The organism is Paenibacillus sp. FSL E2-0151, assembly GCF_037993015.1.
Lineage (GTDB): Bacteria > Bacillota > Bacilli > Paenibacillales > Paenibacillaceae > Paenibacillus > Paenibacillus amylolyticus.
On the sequence record NZ_CP150308.1, the window covers coordinates 4,066,746 to 4,087,210 of the forward strand.

Genomic DNA, 20,465 nt, shown 5'->3' on the forward strand with positions numbered 1-20,465 from the left:
ATCGCTCCTCTCCCCATTATAACCAGGAACGCATGAGCGCTATATCATCACGGTGCGTTCCATCTTCGCCCGTTTCTGTCTCGAGCACAACAACCGCATTTTGGAACTCAGGCGCCTTTAACAAGGTTTTCATTGATTCATTTCCGATATATCCCTGTCCGATCCTCGCATGTCTATCCTTACAGGAACCAGACGCATATTTGGAATCATTAAAATGTACAGCAGCAACATTATCCCAATATCCGAGCATCCTGCCCTTTTCGAGCATCGCCGCTTCGTTGCCTGACGACCACAAACCTGAAGCAAAAGCATGGCATGTGTCAAAACAAAAAGCAATATGCTCCGGATATCGGCTTAATTTGCGAATCTGTATCATTTCTTCCATTGTCGTGCCCATCGGGCCATGATCACCTGCCTGATTCTCAATCAGCACCTTTGAATGTCCATTCCAATTCTCCAAGGCGGTATCCAGACAATGAATGAGGTTCTGATAACCTTCCAGCGGATCGTTTGTTTTGATATGTCCAAAATGGACCACCGTCCCAACAGAACCGCAAGCATTCGAAATTTCAAGATCATTGCGAATAGAAGCTATTGTAGCATGAAACCCCGCCTCTCCACGGGTCATGCCCAACGCCGGATTCGTGGGATAGGGTGAATGTGCAATCGAAGCAAGTCCCTGCTGTTCACACCAATCCCTGCACTGCTCAGCATCCTTGAGATCCAGACTTTTCAGGCCAAGACTACGCGGGTTCTTCGGAAAATACTGAAACGCCGTTGCTCCCATCGCATGTGCTCTCTTGGCTGCCTGAAGAAATCCGCCTCTGGTGCTGACATGTGCCCCGATACCGGTTTTAGGCCTCATGCTGGCATTTCGGACAGAAGAACGCCTTCTTGCCCGTAATTTCCACTCGTTCAATCGTTCCCCCGCAGCGCGGACAAGTCTCGCCTTCCCGATCGTACACGCGACATTGCTCGTCAAAACTTCCTGTCTTCGTATCCCCTTGCATCAGCGGCATTTCCATATAACCGCCCTCAGAAGCTGCTTCACGCAACACGGACTGCATCGAATGGAACAAACGCTCCGTCAGCTCAGGTGAAGCCGCGATGTTCTGCGTTTTGGAGCTTGGTCTCAGACCGGCAGCAAAAGCAATCTCATCCGAATAACAATTGCCAATCCCCGCAATAATATGTTGGTTTACCAACGTTGTCTTGAGCGTACCCCGGCGACCTTTCAACAGAGAAGCAAAACGTTCCACATTCATCCGTCGATCTAAAGGTTCAGGTCCAAGATCAGACATCGCCTCTTCGGTTTCTTTCGAAGTAAGCAGATGTAAATAACCCAAGCGCAGTCCGATAAAGAATAAAATGTGATCGCCAAACTGAATTTCCACTTGTGTGGAACGATCAGGACGTTCTTCTTCCGTGCCCCAGAAAATCATACCGCCCAACATGAGGTGCAGCACCAGGCGTTTGCCATTAGCCAAGTGGAAAATCAGATGCTTCGCTCGGCGCTCAACAAATATGATGCGATTACCTGTAAGTTCATTAATAAACAGATCAGGCTCCGTATTTATCGTTTTATCGCGGTTAATTACAACACCTGTAATCAGTAGATCAAGTATTTCCTCGGACAGCAAGGTCCGGTAATTTTCCATTTCCGGCAGTTCCGGCATCGTACATTACCCCTTTTTGGAAGCTTGGTCTGCCTCTTGCGACAGCCACTCCATCAATTTATGCAAATCTTCAAACACATGATCAGGTCGAGCCTTCGCTGCTTGAATGTGTCCATCCATATTATCCCGTGTTGTCACACCGGTAAGTACCAACAGCGTCTCACACCCTGCTGCCACTCCAGCTGCAATATCGGTTCGCATATTATCTCCGATCACTGCCACTTCATGAGACGCCAGGTTTAGCCGGCTAATGGCCGACTTCATTATAACACTCGATGGCTTGCCTATGACTGTAGGATGAACTCCGGTTGCTGCTTCAATTGCTGCTCCAATAGTCCCCGCCCCAGGTGTCAGTCCATCATCGGAAGGAAGCTGCAGATCCGGGTTGGTCATGATGAATTTTGATCCCGCATTAATCCACCTTAGCGCCTTGGTCAGTTTATGATAGGAAAATTCACGATCAATCCCCTGTATCACGTAATCTGGTGCATCTTCCGTCAGCTGTAGTCCTGCTTTTTCTATGGCTTCCAGCAGTCCTGCTTCTCCAATACATGCCACTTTTGCACCCGGGGACTCTTCAGCAACATATTCAGCAGCTGCCACAGCAGAAGTACATACTTGAGACGCGTCGGCAGGTATGCCCATCCCGTTCAGATGATCTGCCACACCTTGTGGTGTACGGGAAGAATTATTTGTTACGAATAAATACGGCTTTCCTAGCTCTTGCAGTGTTCGAATAAGCTGATCGGCTCCTTCGATACGATGTCTGCCATGATAGAGCGTACCATCCAAGTCAATCAGATAGGCCTTAATCACACACAGCACTTCCTTTCTTTATTCCATTAACGTTTCATGTCCTTAATCATTTACCTCGAACTTGACCGCGAACCTATGTATTCAGGCAAAAAATAATGGCTTGCTGGCATATGCACGCAACAAGTCGAACCGGATCGAACACCGACGGTTTAACTCGCGCGTCTTCTGTACAAGCTTGTCATTTCCTGCGCTTTCCCGGAAAATAATTTGAATCATTTCCCTCTTCATATTGCCCATCCTACACGCTTTCTGACCAGATTGCAAAAGGGACCGCGGGAGTTCCTCTCCCTCAGTCCCGCGCAATTACCCGGATCTTTATATGACGTGTTTAGCCGTGCACTGGTTCGCAATCAGGGTTAAGATTCTTGCTTGCGATGCACGACAGGAATAAGCTGGTGTTCGTTTGCAAGTCTGGTGTTCGGGAATACGGACTGCGCCTCTTCCAAAAGTGGCTGAAGTTGATCCTCATCCTTATAGCGTGAACTGAAGTGAGTCATGATTAGTTGCCCTACATTGGCTGCTCTAGCTGCTTCTGCCGCTTGTTTAGAAGTACTATGATAGTACTCATGCGCTGTATCGGCCAGATCATGCATGAATGTAGCTTCATGTACAAGTACATCTGCATTGATGGAAAGTGGCTGTACGTTGTCACATGGACGTGTATCACCCAATATGGTGATCACCATACCACGTTTTGGCGCTCCCAATACATCTTCTGGACGAAGCGAATCACCGTTATCCAACGTAATGGTTTCTCCACGTTTCAGTCGGCCGAACAATGGGCCTGGTTTCAGACCATATTCCGCCAGTTTGGCTGGATCCAGGCTTCCTGGACGATCTTTTTCGGTGATCCGGTATCCATAACTGTCAATCCGATGTTCAAGCAAAGCAGCTTCCACGATAAAACTGTCATCCTCGAACAGGACGCCGCCCGTATGTTCCACGATATTCAGATCATAGTTAACCCGGGATTGGCTCAGCTCCATTGTTGTACTGATCATTCGTTCCGTACCTGGCGGACCATATACGGTTAATGGTGTGGTGCCACCTTGATAGGCTCTGCTCGAAAGCAGTCCTGGAAGTCCAAATACATGATCACCATGCAGGTGAGTAATGAATATTTTCTCCAATTTGCTTAGTTTAAGCGGAGAACTTAAAATCTGGTGCTGCGTTCCTTCCCCGCAGTCAAACAACCACAAAGCTCTGCGCTCATCCAACATGCGTAGCCCAATGGAAGTTACATTCCGTTGAAGCGTAGGTACACCAGCATTAGTTCCCAGGAAATATAGTTCCATTCTGGATCGCACCTCTTTCTGTTGCCAGCAAAAAACCTCCGACAATGCGGAGGGCTTTGCCTGACACTCTACTGAATTTATGCCTTCTCTACATTAAAATACTTAGCTTGCGGGTGGCTGAATACCATCGCTGATACGGAAGCTTCAGGTTCCATCATGAAACCTTCCGTCAATTCCACACCGATATCCTCAGGCTGTAGTAACTTGAACAGCGGCCCCTGGTCTTCCAGATCCGGACAAGCCGGATATCCAAAAGATACTCTGATCCCTTGATAACGTGCACCGTGACGTTGCTTCATGGTCATCTGGGCAGAATCCGGGAATCCCCATATATCTCTCATCATATGATGCACACGTTCAGCTAATCCCTCTGCTACTTCAAGCGCTACGGATTGCAGAGCATGTGAGCGAAGGTAATCCCCTTGATCTTTCCACGCCGTGGATAGTTCACGCACACCGTGTCCGGCCGTAACAACCATAAAACCAACGTAATCCATCTGACCGGATTCAACAGGTTTCAGGAAGTCGGACAAGCACAGAAACGGCTCGACTTTTTGACGTGGGAACGTAAATGTATGCAAAATATTACTGGTGTCCTTTGGATCATAGATGATGACGCTGTTACCGCTGGACTGAGCCGGGAAGAAACGATACATGGCATGCGCCTGAATAATCCCGTCACGAACAGCCTCTTGCATAATATCATCCACGACTGCTTTCAGGTCGGTAGCCTTCTTATCACCTGAAGCAAGCAGTTGTTCTACTGAACCGCGCAACCCCAGATGATGTCCAAGCAACATCTGCATGTTCACATATGGCAGGATATGTGATAATGGGTAGTTACGCATCGTATGCCGTTCCAGATCAGGCGGGACAAGAACCGGATGATCTACAGCAATATCCGAACGCTCCACTCGCGTAAGCTCTGGAAGAGCCTGAACAGCTACAGCACTTGAAGCATCAGCTTCTTTTTCTGCTTCCATCTCCAGTTGCATCACTTCACGTGAAACGGGATTCATCAATTTGTTCGCCAGATCCAGACCGTCCATCGCATCTTTCGCATATACAACCATTCCGTTATATTCAGGACGAATACGATTTTTGGTGAATTTACGTGTTAGCGCCGCTCCGCCAACCATAATAGGCACATCAATACCTGCTGTTCGCAAATCCTGAGCGGTAAGAATCATCTGTTGCGCTGATTTTACCAATAGACCCGAGAGGCCGATTGCATCGACTTTTTCTTCTCGGTATGCCTCAATGATACGTTCTGGTGGTACTTTTATACCCAAATTAATGATCCGGTAACCGTTATTGGACAGGATGATCTCAACCAGATTCTTCCCGATGTCATGCACATCGCCCTTGACCGTGGCGAGAATGATCTTGCCTTTAACCGAAGTCTCGTTCTTCTCCATGAATTGCTCCAGATATGCTACAGAAGCCTTCATAACCTCCGCACTCTGCAACACCTCAGCTACAATCAACTCATTGTTGTTAAAGAGACGACCTACTTCCTCCATCCCCCGCATCAGTGGACCGTTAATCACTTGAAGTGCTGTGTATTTGGCAAGTGCCTGCTCCAGATCCGGCAGCAATCCTTCTTTGCTTCCTTCCACAACATATGAAGCGAGACGCTCTTCTAATGAAAGGTTTGAGATTTTTTCCTTCTTCTCAACCTTCTTGTTACGGAACGCCGCTACGAACGCCGCCAGAGTTTCATCATTCGTGTTATATAAAAGCTCTTCGGAGAGTCTGCGTTCTTCTTCAGGAATGGAGGCATAACGCTCCAGTTTCTCTGTGTTCACGATCGCATAGTCAAGACCTGCTTTGGTACATTCATATAAGAATACTGAGTTCAGCACCTCACGGCCCGCTTCAGGCAGTCCGAATGAAATGTTACTGATCCCGAGGATCGTATGACATTCTGGCATCGCTTCCTTAATCACTCTTATACCTTCAATGGTTTCTTTGGCTGAACCGATGTACTGTTCATCTCCCGTACCTACCGGGAACACCAACGTATCGAAAATGAGGTCTTCTGGTTTGAGACCATATTTGTTCACCAGCAGATCGTAAGAGCGCTTGGCTACGTCAAGCTTGTCTTCCCGACTAATCGCCTGACCCCGTTCGTCAATCGTTCCGACAACTACTGCACCACCATATTTATGAAGCAACGGTGTAATCAGCTCAAATTTCTCTTCGCCATCCTCAAGGTTAATAGAGTTAATTATCGCTTTACCTTGTGAGTACTGGAGGGCCAGATCAATTACTGAAGCATCTGTCGTATCGATCATGAGAGGAACCTTCACTTTTTTTACAACCAATTCAAGGAACTTCACCATGTCTTCAGACTCTTCACGGTCTGGGTCTTGTACACACACATCGACAATGTGCGCTCCATTTTTCACTTGAGCACGTGCAATTTCCGAGGCTTCTTCATATTTTCCTTCTACAATGAGGCGTTTGAATTTCCGTGATCCCAGCACATTCGTACGCTCTCCGACCATATATGGGCGATTGTCCTGTTCGATGTAGATCGGTTCTATACCAGACAATGCCGGTGGATGTGTTCCGTTCATTTCTCTTGGGGGGTACTGGGCAAGTGTATCGCGCATCGCCCGAATATGTGCAGGGGTTGTCCCGCAACATCCACCAGCAATGTTTAACCAACCCTGTTCGGCAAAAGCACCAATCTTCTGAGCAAGCGAGTCAGGTGACTCATGGTAATTACCATTCTCATCCGGAAGACCCGCGTTCGGGTAACAACTAACGGCAACCGATGCCATAGCGGAAAGTGAGCGAATGTGATCACGCATGAACTCTGGACCCGTAGCACAGTTTAGTCCTACCGAAATTGGGTTAAGGTGTTCTAAGGATATATAAAAGGATTCGATGTTCTGACCTGCAAGGGTCGTTCCCATCGGTTCTATCGTTCCTGATATCATCAGGGGCAGTGTAACACCACTCTGTTCGAAGGCCTGCTGAATTCCAATGCTGCCTGCTTTTACATTGAGGGTATCCTGTGAGGTTTCGAGTAGTAGCGCATCAACGCCTCCCTCTATTAAAGCAAGCGCTTGCTCCAAATAACTGTCGATAAGTTCCTGGAACGTTACTCCCCCAGTTACAGACAGTGTTTTGGTAGTTGGTCCCATCGCACCTACCACATAACGTGGAGATTCCGGTGTAGAGAAACGATCAACCGCAGCTTTCGCAATTCTGGCTGCTTCCAGGTTGATCTCGCGTGCCCGATCCTGAATATCGTACTCAGCAAGCACAACGGATGTGGCACCAAATGTATTGGTTTCAATTAAATCAGCGCCCGCCTCCAGATATTCTTCATGAATGCGCTGGATCAGTTCTGGACGAGTAAGCACTAACATTTCATTACATCCATCCAGATCTTCGCCGCCAAAATCTTCGCCAGTCAGATCAACTTGTTGAATCATGGTCCCCATTGCACCGTCGAGGATTAATATTCGTTGTTTTAATGCATCGTGTAGACTAATCTTATCCAATATCTTCACCCCCGCAAAACGTTAGATCTTAGTTTAACAGAAACTAACTTAATGTGAAAGATCGGGTTTGGTCCCGAAAGATGGCGGGTTTGCACGAATATGAACGGAATTTCAGAATCGACAAAAACAAAGCAATCCGATATAATTCAATTAAACCAAGTGGAAAAGAGGGAAAGAACATGGCTGAAATTGTTATCCGAAATACGAACGAACGCATCACTGGTGACGAAAATGTTCGAAATTTCTTAAACAAATACGAAGTATTATATGAGAAGTGGGACGCTTCCAAACTGAACACTGATCTGCAAAATAACTTTGGATTAACTGATGAACAGAAAACCGAGGTTTTGGAAACTTACGATTATGAAATCAGAGATTTGGCTGCACGTCGCGGATACCAGATCTGGGATGTCATCACGCTGTCCGAACAAACACCAGATATCGAAGAAAAGCTCGCCAAGTTCGAAGAAATTCACACCCACGCTGAAGATGAGATTCGTGCAATTGTTGCTGGTAAAGGAATCTTTGTTATCAAAGCTACAGATGATGTGGGCTACTTTAATGTAGAACTGTCTCCAGGAGACGTTATCTCTGTACCTGAGAATACACCGCACTTCTTCACATTAATGGAGAACAAACAAATTATTGCTGTACGTCTGTTCATCGAAAAAGATGGCTGGATTGCAGATCCATACCCTGATCCTACATTTATCAAACAAGCCTAACACTCTCGTGTTACAACTTGCTTAACCAAAACCCCTGTTCAATTGAACAGGGGTTTTCGCATATGCATATGGAGAGTAGTATACAACATCGGTGCATTATACAAAATAATGCGGGTATTTCGCCCTTATCGATTCCTGTTCAATAACAACGAGTCTAAGATGAGCTTCCATCACCTGAACAGCTTGCTCGGTCTGACGCTCTGTGATAAGACGATAAATCTCTTTATGCTGGGAGATAATGACCTCCAGGTTGGAGTCCTCCGCTAGACGTAATAAACGCAACCGATTAAACGGAATATTCAGTTGTTGCAACATTTTCCATGTTCTTAGCTTACCCGTGCCCTGGAACAAAATCTGATGAAACTCTTCATCCAGTTCAAAAAGTCGATAGAAATTGTTTTTCCCTATACAGACTTCCTGCATTGCAATGTTGGTTTCAAGTCGAAATCTGAACTCTTCTGGAAAAGAAACACAAGCCAAAGTCACGATTTCCTTCTCCATCTTCTCCCGCATAAACCTGCCTTCTTCCACATGCTCCAGATTAATATGAGAGACGATCGTTCCACTCTGGGGAATAATGTCCAGCAGTTCTTCTTCAGCAAGCTTCATGAATGCTTCTCTCACGGGTGTTCTGCTCACCTGCAGTTCATCTGCAATCTCTTTCTCTGAAATCTTGGTACCCGGCTTAAGTTCCAGGTGAAGAATTCGTTCTTTTAACAGGTTATATGAATATGCCCGGGTCGAGCCTCTAATTTTTTGATTAAGTGACATGCCTAGACCTCTTTCTATCAGCCGTATTCATTCATCTTAGCACAAATTACCGTTCCACTTATATATCGGTGTGAAACGGTAATCTGGCCAACATCAACTATATTATTGCTTGTTTTCTTTGTAGGCTTTGTACGTGTCATTTGCCAGCTTCAGATAATTAGATAATCCTTGACTATCCAGCTCTTTGGCAAACGTATCGAATTCAGACAAGTCCCGTTCACCCAAGATAAATTTAAGTGTATTTTGATCCGAATAATCTTTCAGTGGTGTACTCAGAAGTGTCACCCGTTCACGGTCCTCTGAAGAGTAAGGAATTGGTGGTTCTGCCGGGATCACTTCCTTGGTATCCTTCATGTCTTGCTGGAATTTCAACTCTTCTTCACTAAACATCGATTGCAGCAGATCTGTCGTACCACCGTAGGCAAATACTCCACCAGAGAAACCAAAGTCAATACGCAGATCCTTCGTGCCTTTAGGATTCAAGCCATTGTAGTTCACATCTTCTACCAATTCACGTTTTCCGCCCTCTTTGGTAAATGTTTCGCCTTCAACGCCCCATTTGGCAAACTCTTGACCCTCATCACTGTAGTATAACCAATCCACAAATTGCATAATGGCTTTGAAGTTTTCGCTTTTTTGAATTTTCCCGGATATCATGACACCGTTTTCAAGTCTTGAGCCAGACATTAATTGCCCTTTTGGCCCACCAGGAACTGTAATCTTCGCAACAGAGTATTTACCTTCTCCTAGCGTTTTGTTCATATCATTTCGGTGCAGCACTACCGTTTGGGAATTACCATTAATCATGAATGATTTGCCGGATACAAATTTCTGTACAGCCTGATCATCATCCTGTGTGAAACTTTCTTTGTCCAGCAATCCTTCGGATACCAACTTGTTAAAGTACGTTAGCATTTCCTTATACTCCGGCGTAGTAGCCGTGTACACAAATTCATCCTGATCTTCCTTATACGTCAATCCGTTACCAAAACCCCATCCAGCCTTGGTACCAAAGCCGGTAGCCGCAATACCTAATGTGCTATTAAATTTGAAACGGTCCGAGAACGGAACGGAATCCGGGTACAGCTCTTTGAGTTTCTTTGCAGCGTCATACAGTTCATCCCATGTGGTTGGGATAGCAATGTTATTTTCTTCAAAAACATCTGTTCTTACGATTAATGTATAATCTGGCCATACTTCTTCATGCAGACCCGGGAGTACATAATACTTGCCATCTTCCTGTCGAAGTCCTTCGATTTCTTCTTCCAATCCCCATTTTTCCACTTTATCCTTGAAGTTGGGCATCAAATCAATATAATCACTAACGGGCAGAATCGCACCGGAAGATACAAATGCAGACTCTTCACCAGGGTACGTTTTAGGAATAACCAGTGGTGCATCACCAGAACTGATTAGAAGAGATCTCTTCTGAGAATAGTCACTCATAGGAACAATCGTTGGCTCAAGTGTAACACCAGTCATTTCAGTCATCTTTTTGAAAAGCAACCAGTCTTTTTTGTACGGATAGGTAGGTTGATCACTATACAGTATCGATAGATTAAACGGCTCAGTCGCCTTGAATGTATCCCCTACATTGTACGTCTCCATCGCTGCCTTGGTTTGAACTTCTGTGACGTCACCTCCTGCTCCATTACCGCTGCTACATGCTGCCAGAACAACGGTCATCATTGATGCCAACACCATTTTACCAACAAACTTACGTGGCTTTTGATTCATTTAGGTTATCCCCCTGAATTTGGTTTAGGTTGACCTTGACTTAAAACTTTTTAATCAATAAAAAGCGAAGCGCTCGCCTACAAGCTTTCTGAAAGAAAGCTGCATCGGAAGCATATGCTATCACCGGATTCTCCCTTTTAAAAGGGAATCGAAAAAATCTGGGGATAACAGCGATTGAAAGGTTATTCTGTCATCGGAGTGTTCCGTGTAAATCATCTTTAGTTCAATTTATATAGCTGCTGCGTATTACTGTTTAACAGACCCTAACATGATACCGGTTACAAAGTATCTTTGGACAAATGGATAGATGGTGAGTATCGGCAAGATGGTTAATACCATCGTTACTGACTTAATATTGGCAGCAATCTGTGTCAGGTTATCAGCTGAGGTTGCACCGGCAGATGCCCCGCTTGTCGCTCCTGCAATCATATTGCGCAAATAAATGGTGACCGGGAAAAGTTCTTTTTTGTCCAAATACAGAAAGGCTGGGAACCAGGAATTCCAATGACCTACTGCGTAGAAGAGCACCATGGTTGCCATAACTGCTTTACTAAGTGGCAATATAATGCGTAACAAGATCCCGTAGGTGTTCAAACCGTCAATGGAGGCAGCTTCCTCCAATTCTTCAGGCATATTTTCAAAAAATGACTTCATGATCAGCATGTTGTATATGCTAATTGCGCCAGGAACAACAAGTGCCCACATGGTGTTGTTGAACCCAAGGGAATTAATCAACACATAGTTTGGAATCAATCCACCACTGAAGAACATCGTGAATACGGCGAACATCGTCAGAAACTTGCGACCCATCAACCTCTTTTTGGACAGGGCATATGCGAAAATAGTCGTCATGAACATGGAGATTAACGTACCTACCACGGTGTAGATAATCGTATTTTTATAATTCGTCCAGAACATGCTGTCACGTGAGATGGTCTTGTATGTCTCCACATTGAATCCTCTTGGGAACAAACTAACCTTACCCGAATTAATATAGGACTCACTACTGAAGGATTGTGCCACGACATTTAAGAATGGATAGAGCGTAATAAATACCACGAACAGCAGAAAGATGACATTGAATACTTTAAATACCTTGTAAGATCTGGATTCCTGCATGGTGCTCCTCCTTTACCATAAACTTCTTTGTGTCAGTCTGCGTGAAATGGCATTTACGGAGAACACCAGAATCAGACCGATCAGCGATTCGAACAAGCCAATTGCAGTAGCATAACTGAAGTTACTGGATTCCAGTCCAACCCGATACAGGTAAGTGGAGATCACATCAGATGTCTCGTAGATAAGTGGATTGTACAAGAGTAAGATTTTTTCAAATCCAACTGCTAGGAAATTACCCATGTTCAAAATCAATAACGTCACAATCGTTGGCAAGATCCCTGGTAACGTTACATGAATCGTTTGCTTCCACCGATTGGCACCATCGATACGCGCAGCTTCATACAAAGAATCATCAATGGTTGTCAGTGCAGCCAGATACAGAATCGCTCCCCAACCCATCCCCTGCCATACCTCGGAAGTGATATAGATTGTTCTGAACCACTCAGCCCGCTGCATAAAAGGAATATTGTCTCCGGTGAAGAAAGCCACCAGTCCATTAATGGAACCATTCACTGCTGTCAGCTGCAGGATCATACCCGCAACGATAACGATAGACAGAAAATGAGGCAGATATGACGCGGTCTGTACAAACTTCTTGAATCGTTTACTTTTCACTTCGTTAAGCATCAAGGCAAAAATGATTGGAACCGGGAATGTAAAGAGTAATGCAAGTCCGCCTAACATCAGCGTATTACCGAATACTCTCCAGAAGGTAGGGTCCTCAATGAACATTTTGAAGTACCTTAATCCAACCCAAGTTTCTCCAAATATACTTCCCCCGGGAACAAAACGTCTGAACGCAATCACATTACCAATCATCGGTCCATATTTGAAAATAAGGAGATAAATGATGGGAAGGATTAATAGTGAATACAGCTGCCAGTCTTTGCGAAACAAGGTTGCTGCCGTTCGTAATCTGCTCTCTTTACGTAAAGATGTCATGGTTAACGTTGTTTTAGCGGTTTCCGACTCCATGTGTTTTCACTCCGATCCAGGACTTGATAAGTAAGAGTAATTCATGTACATTTCCCATGGTTTCTCCTCTTGTAGAAGACAACAACTCCTTTAACTTCACCCCCACTACCAAATAGATAATTGCTTAATGTAAGCGATATCAATTTGATGTATTATGTAGAATCACACAATCCAAGGTGCTTCACATCATTCATTAGCACTTACTAAGTGGTGTGATCTCCAAATCGGAAGAAGATACTCTAAAATATTAAGCGCTTACAATTAATCGAAAATAATAAGCAATAACTCCCTGCTTCCATTTAATGAAGTAAGTCAAAAAGTAATTGCTTTATGACAATCTAAATACTAGTCATACTAGTATGTTAGTTATATTCTAATTCAGCTTCCCCCTAATTTCAATAACTTTTAGCAAAAAAAATGAAGATCTCTTTTAACAAGGTAATTTAGTCAACAAACTCAAATAAAAAAACATTGGTAACTTCAAGAACGACATCATCGTTCATTGAAGCTTCCAATGTTTCAGGGTGCTGAGGAAAGATGTTATAGCTGATCTGCTTAGAAATTAGCAATAAGCTGATTTAATTCCGATAAATGTGTTATTTCATGGTCTGGCGCATACGTTTCGTTGTTGGTCTTATGCTCACGGTTAATCCATACGGATTGGATGCCAGATGATAAAGCACCACGAATATCAGTCGTTAACTTGTCTCCAACCATCATGCTCTCTTCGGGTTTAACACCCAGTTTACTCAAAGCATGTTCAAATATCGACGGATCTGGTTTTCCTTTTCCGAAGTTACCCGAGATAATAATCTCATCAAAGAACGGAGTCAATTCAGGTACACCATCCAACTTTTCTTGTTGCAAAGCAGGACAACCGTTTGTTAATAATAACAGTTTGTACTTTCCTTGTAACTGACGCAAGGTATCCATCGTTTCTTCGTACACATGAGGTCTGGATCTCCGTTCTACTCCAAACTGCGCAGCAAGTTGTTCAGCAAGATCTTCCCGATCTATACCCAACTTCAACAAGCCACGACGCCAGGATTCTTTACGGTAAACTGGAGCAAGCTGTTCCAACTGACGGAACTCAGGTTGATCCCCACCAGTAAAGTTTGCCCATAGGCCTTCAAACGGATTGATTCCAATCATTTTGGTAAAAGGAAAGGTTTCATATGATTCATACAGCCCACGTGCCTCATTACGAACAGCTTCTTCAAGTTCTTCTGGTTTTACCCCAGTCTCTTTCGCTGCGATTAGACAAGTCTCATGAAAAGCTTCTCGAACACTACGCTCATCCCATAATAAAGTATCATCCAGGTCGAACAAAATCGCTTTTAACGCCATTCCGATCATCTACCCCTTTATGCAATAATTACTTTTCGACGGTTTCCACGGTGATCTGGTGTGCTTTTGCAAACTTCAGCAAACGTTCTGCAATCGCATCTGTATCGTAACGGTTCAATAACTTGGTGAACACCCATCTTTTCCCGCGACTGTTATGTTCGATAACAACTGTACCTGGTTCAATTCTGAATTTGACGATATCGTCAACCCCAATTGAACGTTCACGATTACCCTTCGTCGTTATAATCCGATTACTGCTAATCTTGATGTATGGACGACGAAGCATGAAGATGACTGCCAAAAATACGTAAAGCAGCATGGTCACCCAGTCCCAAGTTGTCATTGGAGCTTGCACAAGGAATGTGCTCATGAACAGATACAAAAAGGCGAGACCAATCAAAAATATAGGGAACAAAAGACTGCGTCCCTTAAAGACTTCTTCACCTGGTGTACCTGTGATTGGTTGACCACTTTTTTTGCGTTGCTGATTTAACTGCTTGGAATTTTTCTTAACCGTTCTCTCGAACGAACGCGACATGAGAATCCCCCTTATGTGTCTTTGTATCGGCTTACATAATTGCAAACCAACATTTCCCCCTATAAATTGCACACTCAAAATAACAGGAAGAAACCTAAATATCATAATGATATCATTAGGTTTCGTTAGTGTTTGAGTTTGCCTTGGTGGCCTTTGTCATTCTCATCATCAACAATCTCAATGGTATCCAGTTGTTGTCTGAAATTGCTGCGAATATTACTCAAATAAATCTCTCTTAGCTCGGCACGTTCAGCAAGCTCTTCCTCCGACAATCCAGTGGACTTTTGCTTACGAGCCAATTCGTTAATGCGTGCTACCAGACTATCTATATCCAAGCTTGTCCCCTCCAAAAATACAAAGTCATATTAACTTTGCCATTATAAAGGCTGCTTGTCAAGCTGACACGCGCTAACACTCATTGATGTGCATTTTATTCTGCAAATTGCGGTAGAGCTAGTACTTGTCCCACTTGGATGGAAGTAGTATGAAGTTGATTCACTTTCTTAATTGCTTCTATATATATACGTGTATCCATATTCGTCGGCTTATGTTCCAAAGAAATACTCCATAATGTTTCCCCTTGTGAAACAGCTATCTTTCCTCCTGGCAGAACATCATTCTCATTGCCAGCAAAAACAGTTAAAACGGTGCTGCATCCAATAAATATAATCATAGAGGTAATGGCTACCTTTAACATCCATGAAGAAATCTTGAAACGCGCTAAAACCTTCTTGTAGTTCCCTATGTTAGACTTCACCAGTTCCGAATTGATTGGTTCATAAATGCTTTGATAAGTAGAATATCTCATTAAATACCCGCCTCCAAACGTTTGTTCCTATCTGTTGGAATCAATATAACACGAACACTTGTTTTGTTCAATAGATTTTTAGAACAATTGTTCGCTTCTTTTTTGAAGGAGAAATATCTTATTTCAAGTCCTTTTACAAAACATTTGCAGTATTATGCTCTGACTTTTGGACAATTTCTGTTCTATAAGTTAAAAAACACTGATTTAATGCTATTTTATTTAGAACTTATGTTTGTACGAACGGAGGTTCTATGTTATAATTTTCCCAAACGTTACTAAAATGGGGTTGATACGGTATGTCGAAGATATCCAGCAGGCAGCAGGCTATTCTGGAGTTTATACGAAATGAAGTCCGGTTGAAGGGGTATCCTCCTTCCGTACGGGAAATTGGTGAAGCGGTTGGACTGGCTTCCAGCTCAACAGTACATGGACATTTGGATCGTTTGGAGAAAAAAGGTTTGATCCGACGCGACCCTACCAAGCCAAGAGCCATTGAGCTTTTGAGCCAGGAAGAATCTGAGCATTCTCATCAATTTGCTCATAGCGTTGCACGTATTCCTGTCGTTGGTAAGGTTACAGCCGGGGTTCCAATCACTGCAACCGAGAACATTGAAGACTACTTCCCTCTTCCTACACATTATGTAGGCGAACAGAAAGTGTTTATGCTTTCAGTAGTCGGAGATAGTATGGTGGAAGCTGGAATCGTTAATGGAGATTATGTTATTGTTCGTCAACAGCAAACTGCTGATAACGGTGATATCGTCGTTGCAATGACTGAAGACGATGAAGCTACAGTGAAAACGTTCTATAAAGAGAAAGATCATATTCGCCTTCAACCGGAGAATGCGACCTTCGAACCTTTACGTTTGAAACATGTTAGTATTCTGGGTAAAGTCATTGGCCTTTTCCGAGATATTCATTAATATTTAACTTGAGTAACAAAACTAGATGTAATGAAATACGAAAGAGGTTATCCTGATCAACAGGACAACCTCTTTTTTTCATGTTTATGTTATTTTAGCGGCTAATTATTCACTGCGTTTCAGAACACTCTTGTGATGCGAGAACACATCAAAGCTCTGTTGTCCGTGATATGAGCCCATGCCGCTCTCTCCTACACCACCAAACGGAAGGTAGTGTGATGTCATATGAGAAAGTGTGTCATTAATACATCCCCCACCGAAGGATACTTGATTCAGAACCTGATTCTGCAGTTGCTCATCCTGTGTGAAGAGATATAGCGCCAATGGTTTTGGCCGGCGAACAATCTCATCCAGCATAGGATTCAGGTCACTGTACGTAAATACAGGAAGAATCGGACCGAAGATCTCTTCTTGCATGACAGCTGATTCCCAGTTCACGTCTCCAATTACCGTCGGCTCAATAAGCAACTGCTCACGTACAGAACGCCCACCAATCAGCGTTTTGCCATCTGTGAGGAATTTCGACAACCGATCAAAGTTACGCGAGTTAACAATATGCGGGAAATCAGCGTTCTGTAACACATCATCCCCAAATTTATCTTTGATCTCTGCGCCAATCAGATTGATCAATTCGTCATGAACTTGTTCATGTACAAGCAAATAATCCGGAGCAACGCAAGTTTGGCCTGCATTAAGGAACTTACCACGAACAATACGCTGTGCCACCAGCTTCAGATCTGCATCGTTATGGACAATAGCAGGACTCTTGCCCCCTAGCTCAAGGGTTACAGGAGTCAGATGCTCCGCAGCTGCCTTCATAACAATGCGACCAACACCCGTGCTTCCTGTGAAGAAAATATAATCAAACTTCTCTTTCAACAATGCTGTGCTAGCCTCGACTTCTCCTTCCATAACCGCAATATACTCCTGAGGGAAGATCTCTTGAATCAGATCATACGTCAGACGAGATACGGCTGGTGTTAATTCAGAAGGCTTGATAACTGCACAGTTACCGGCTGCGATTGCTCCAATCAGTGGACCAAAGGCCAGTTGGAAAGGATAGTTCCAAGGTGCAATAATAAGAGCCACTCCGTATGGTTCAGGGTAAATGGTGCTCACACCATCCGGCATAGCCGAATTGGTTGGGACTTGTTTTGGTGCAGCCCATTCCTGCAGGTGTTCTAATGCAAAATCCAGTTCACCCAAAACAATGCGAATCTCGGAACCGTAAGCTTCCGCCTCAGATTTGTTCAGATCTGCCCGAAGTGCATCTTGAATCCGTTGCTGATACTTTTCAATTCCCTTTCTAAGCTGTTGAAGTGCATTAATCCGATACTCGATATTTTTAGTTTGTCCTGTATAAAAAAATGTACGTTGTTCTGTCACAAGTTGTTTAGCCTGATTCATATTAACATCTCCAATTAATTATTTAAAATTAAATTGTTCAAAATTTAATTAAAGTATACCTCTTCTATATGAAACTTTCAACATACAAATGAAACATCCATTTGTATGTATTTGAACGATGGTTGGAATTTTTATAGAGTGAAAGCTAGTATTCCCTCCTATTCGTGGCTATCAGAATTTCTAAGGAAGTTTGATTAAAATCTTTTGATTCAGACAGTTTAATGCACTGTAGAAAGAATTCTAATCTCAGTTTCTCTTTAATAAGTTAGTAAATAAATGACAATCGTTTTGCGCTAAAACAAACATGAAGTGATTCAATTCATCAGATGGAGAGGTTTAGTTACCATATATAAAAAACTCCCCTTTCATTATGAAAAGTGAGTTTTGCGATTATCTAAATCGACGAACAAACGTGTTTTGTTATATAAATGTAAGCCTTGGTTACAAATAAACACAGAAATGTGGGCTGGTGAAGAAGAATTCAGGGGACATTTTTGGGCATTTTGTGGGCGCCTTTTTTTCTTATTATAATGAAGAAACTCATTTCAAATACTCATTTTGATTGCATTATTACTCTGACATTAAAAGCAATAAATTGTAGCGCTGGTTAAATTAAAAATCTCCTAAACAAAATATTAAACTTATACAAATATTGTAAATTATAAGCTCACAATTCATAAGCGATACAATCCCTTTAATTAACCGAGATAATTTCGGCTAAAGAAATCGAGCGGAACTCACCCTCTAACATCAACTTTATTTCACACCGTACAAAGTCTAATCCCACAACTACTCCTGAAATCGGCTCTTCAAAGAAAGAGTTAAATAATTTCAAATAAACCGTCTACTACTATTATAAGAGCCAACTAGTACCTAACTGGTCCGCTGTGTTTCCTGATCGTCCAAATCAGGGTTGCCGCGGCTCTCTGTGTTCAGCCATAATCAACCTGGATGTCTCACAATCCGTTATCTATCAGTCTGCTACGCATGAAAGCCCCATAATATTAGCCCAAAAATCGATGTTCCCAGAAGTTCGTGTGCGGCCTACCTTAGGACGTTCTCCCCACCCAGCCTTCTAAGATCACTTTGTAGGACATTTCAGACCATCCTCCAAATGTATAGTTTTCCGCTCCCACAAGAGCGTCAAGAGCAGCCATGACGTTCGTCTTATGTTTACCCGTTTCGGCTATAATCTCATGTATAGTAGGAAACCTACGCCGTCCACCTTTGTACTTATCTAAGATCCGGAGGACCTTTCTTTAACAATCCTTTAACATATCAATCACCTCACCAATACTATGTGAGAAAATAAGTTCGTTTTTAACATTAAATTCAGAGATATCTGCAATTATATATAGAAACATTTACCTAGGTCTGATAGACTATGTAATAAGAATATTAATAGGAGGATTATTAGTAATATGAAAATAGTACCAGGAATTTTGCTTATTTCCGCATTTTTAACACTTGCAGCTTGCTCACCTCAACCTAATGCCGATTTAAAAAGTGATGGGGTCGTCGCAAATGAAGTGGAGTCCACTGTGTCGCAAACAGAACCAACAGAAGAGTCAAAAGATGAAATAACAACAGATTCTGTCAATGAGGAACAAGAAATTACTGCAACTACAATTAAAAAAAATGATACAGTAACGATAGACGGGTATGCGGAGCTTTCAGTCTCTAAACAAAAGTTTTCTAAAAAGATTGAACCTTCAAAACCAGGTAATTTCTACACGTACTACGAATCAAAGGAAGAAGATTCTACATATTTTGCACTCACTGTAAAAGCTAAAAATTTATATTCTACTGGCATTGATGCAGATGAAATAGCAAATGTCACCTTGATATATGATAATCAGTATGACTACCCTACATTCAGCACTGTTGAGGAAAAAGGAGGAGAAGACTTTACTTATAGCAACATCACTAGTGTCAATCCTCTAAAAACTACAACGTTATATTATCTAGCCGAGATACCGAACGAAGTCGCTGATAGTGATAAACCGTTAAAAGCTCTGATTAAGGTAAAAGACAATACTTTTGAATATACCATTAGATAATTAAAGGCCCTCCCACATATTTGATGGCAGGGCCATTTTTTCGCATAAATTAGAACGTTCGTTCTTTAATATACAACAAAATTTCCTAGTCATTTGGACCAGGTACATTTATAGTAGCATTCATGGTAGAGAGTAGTAACATCATCCCCAGTTTACTATGAAAATATTCTTAATCAGTTGGAGGAATTTTTGGAAGTTACGTTAGTAGATCTGTAGGGTGTGAAATACAAATCACAACGTGATATATGTCATAATTTTACATTGAATTATATGGTATTTTTAGAAAGTAAAGTTTTATAATTCATTCACAAAAATTTAGGAGGTATTTACATGAAAAAGAAACTAGCCACAATTGGAGCGCTCACTGCTATTGTAGCAAGTATTGCTGTTCCAGCATCACTTGCTTCTGCCTCATCTTCTGTTCAAGGTTCTGTAACTGCACAAAGTGTTACGATTCAGGCGACGCAAAAATATGTGAGATATTCAGATGCTAACAATAAGTATGGAGATGCGAAGTATGTTCCAAAGACATATACTTATGCTGATGGAGTTTGGTATGGAGTACTCAATCTAGCATCTACTACCAACTCAAACGGATTATATTACGGAAACTATGAAGGTTACGTAACGAAAATGGAGTAATTTTGTCATCATAATAAAATTCACGTATATAAATATAACAATAATAAAAGAAGGCTTCTGAATTCAATCAGAAGCCTTCTTTTATTACAGGGACATCTAAATGACCCA

Annotated in this window: 19 protein-coding genes; 4 read left to right on the top strand and 15 right to left on the bottom strand. The window is 42.7% G+C overall.

The features are described from left to right. Window positions 1–16 precede the first annotated feature (16 nt). From MHI55_RS18365 to metH, 6 genes are all read right to left on the bottom strand, one after another. Window positions 17–865, bottom strand: a complete 849-nt coding sequence (locus MHI55_RS18365; RefSeq protein ID WP_340386567.1) for a deoxyribonuclease IV — start codon at window positions 863–865, stop codon at window positions 17–19. After that, the gene (locus MHI55_RS18370) at window positions 855–1,676 is read right to left on the bottom strand and encodes a DNA-formamidopyrimidine glycosylase family protein (RefSeq protein WP_036613605.1); all 822 of its coding nucleotides are present in this window, start codon (window positions 1,674–1,676) and stop codon (window positions 855–857) included. The genes MHI55_RS18365 and MHI55_RS18370 overlap by 11 nt, the downstream gene beginning before the upstream one ends. Window positions 1,677–1,682: 6 nt before the next feature. Continuing rightward, window positions 1,683–2,492 carry a TIGR01457 family HAD-type hydrolase gene (locus MHI55_RS18375; protein WP_047843396.1) on the bottom strand — a complete coding sequence of 270 codons (810 nt, stop codon included), beginning with the start codon at window positions 2,490–2,492 and terminating at the stop codon, window positions 1,683–1,685. 81 nt (window positions 2,493–2,573) lie between these two features. Further along, entirely contained in the window at window positions 2,574–2,720 is a 147-nt protein-coding gene (locus tag MHI55_RS18380; protein WP_157116158.1) for a hypothetical protein, read from the bottom strand. Between the two features lie 128 nt (window positions 2,721–2,848). After that, window positions 2,849–3,787 carry a ribonuclease Z gene (gene rnz / locus MHI55_RS18385; protein WP_017688042.1) on the bottom strand — a complete coding sequence of 313 codons (939 nt, stop codon included), beginning with the start codon at window positions 3,785–3,787 and terminating at the stop codon, window positions 2,849–2,851. A gap of 77 nt (window positions 3,788–3,864) precedes the next feature. Further along, window positions 3,865–7,305, bottom strand: coding sequence for a methionine synthase (gene metH / locus MHI55_RS18390; RefSeq protein WP_340386568.1), 3,441 nt, complete (start codon window positions 7,303–7,305; stop codon window positions 3,865–3,867). 179 nt (window positions 7,306–7,484) lie between these two features. Between metH and MHI55_RS18395 the strand changes: the two genes are divergently transcribed. Then, complete coding sequence (locus MHI55_RS18395) at window positions 7,485–8,030, top strand: cupin domain-containing protein (RefSeq protein WP_047843398.1); 546 nt, start codon at window positions 7,485–7,487, stop codon at window positions 8,028–8,030. Window positions 8,031–8,126: 96 nt separating this feature from the next. On the opposite strand, the gene MHI55_RS18400 is transcribed toward MHI55_RS18395, so the two are convergent. The 8 genes from MHI55_RS18400 to MHI55_RS18435 all read right to left on the bottom strand — a co-directional run bounded on the left by MHI55_RS18400 (window position 8,127) and on the right by MHI55_RS18435 (window position 15,325). Beyond that, a complete protein-coding gene (locus tag MHI55_RS18400) occupies window positions 8,127–8,801 on the bottom strand; it encodes a GntR family transcriptional regulator (RefSeq protein ID WP_076317606.1) in 675 nt (224 codons plus the stop codon). 102 nt (window positions 8,802–8,903) lie between these two features. Next, a complete protein-coding gene (locus MHI55_RS18405; protein ID WP_340386569.1) occupies window positions 8,904–10,538 on the bottom strand; it encodes an extracellular solute-binding protein in 1,635 nt (544 codons plus the stop codon). 246 nt (window positions 10,539–10,784) lie between these two features. Beyond that, window positions 10,785–11,657, bottom strand: coding sequence for a carbohydrate ABC transporter permease (locus MHI55_RS18410; protein WP_036613592.1), 873 nt, complete (start codon window positions 11,655–11,657; stop codon window positions 10,785–10,787). 12 nt (window positions 11,658–11,669) lie between these two features. Beyond that, on the bottom strand, window positions 11,670–12,632 hold the full coding sequence (locus MHI55_RS18415) for an ABC transporter permease subunit (RefSeq protein ID WP_036613590.1): 963 nt from the start codon (window positions 12,630–12,632) through the stop codon (window positions 11,670–11,672). Window positions 12,633–13,187: 555 nt separating this feature from the next. Next, window positions 13,188–13,979, bottom strand: coding sequence for an HAD family hydrolase (locus tag MHI55_RS18420; protein ID WP_101313670.1), 792 nt, complete (start codon window positions 13,977–13,979; stop codon window positions 13,188–13,190). A 28-nt stretch (window positions 13,980–14,007) separates the two neighbouring features. After that, window positions 14,008–14,517, bottom strand: a complete 510-nt coding sequence (locus MHI55_RS18425; protein WP_017688037.1) for a hypothetical protein — start codon at window positions 14,515–14,517, stop codon at window positions 14,008–14,010. Between the two features lie 125 nt (window positions 14,518–14,642). Further along, complete coding sequence (locus MHI55_RS18430) at window positions 14,643–14,852, bottom strand: DUF896 domain-containing protein (RefSeq protein ID WP_017688036.1); 210 nt, start codon at window positions 14,850–14,852, stop codon at window positions 14,643–14,645. A gap of 95 nt (window positions 14,853–14,947) precedes the next feature. Next, on the bottom strand, window positions 14,948–15,325 hold the full coding sequence (locus tag MHI55_RS18435; protein ID WP_036673870.1) for a LysM peptidoglycan-binding domain-containing protein: 378 nt from the start codon (window positions 15,323–15,325) through the stop codon (window positions 14,948–14,950). A gap of 296 nt (window positions 15,326–15,621) precedes the next feature. On the opposite strand from MHI55_RS18435, the gene lexA reads away from it, so the two are divergent. After that, window positions 15,622–16,248: a transcriptional repressor LexA gene (gene lexA, locus MHI55_RS18440; RefSeq protein WP_017688034.1), complete on the top strand. Its 627-nt coding sequence runs from the start codon at window positions 15,622–15,624 to the stop codon at window positions 16,246–16,248. Between the two features lie 105 nt (window positions 16,249–16,353). Here the strand turns inward: lexA and MHI55_RS18445 are convergent, their stop codons facing one another. After that, window positions 16,354–17,655, bottom strand: coding sequence for an aldehyde dehydrogenase (locus tag MHI55_RS18445; protein WP_101313669.1), 1,302 nt, complete (start codon window positions 17,653–17,655; stop codon window positions 16,354–16,356). A 1,421-nt stretch (window positions 17,656–19,076) separates the two neighbouring features. On the opposite strand from MHI55_RS18445, the gene MHI55_RS18450 reads away from it, so the two are divergent. Both MHI55_RS18450 and MHI55_RS18455 read left to right on the top strand, forming a co-directional pair. Further along, on the top strand, window positions 19,077–19,715 hold the full coding sequence (locus tag MHI55_RS18450) for a hypothetical protein (protein WP_076250195.1): 639 nt from the start codon (window positions 19,077–19,079) through the stop codon (window positions 19,713–19,715). A gap of 330 nt (window positions 19,716–20,045) precedes the next feature. Continuing rightward, window positions 20,046–20,357, top strand: coding sequence for a hypothetical protein (locus MHI55_RS18455; RefSeq protein ID WP_076250193.1), 312 nt, complete (start codon window positions 20,046–20,048; stop codon window positions 20,355–20,357). Window positions 20,358–20,465 lie beyond the last annotated feature (108 nt).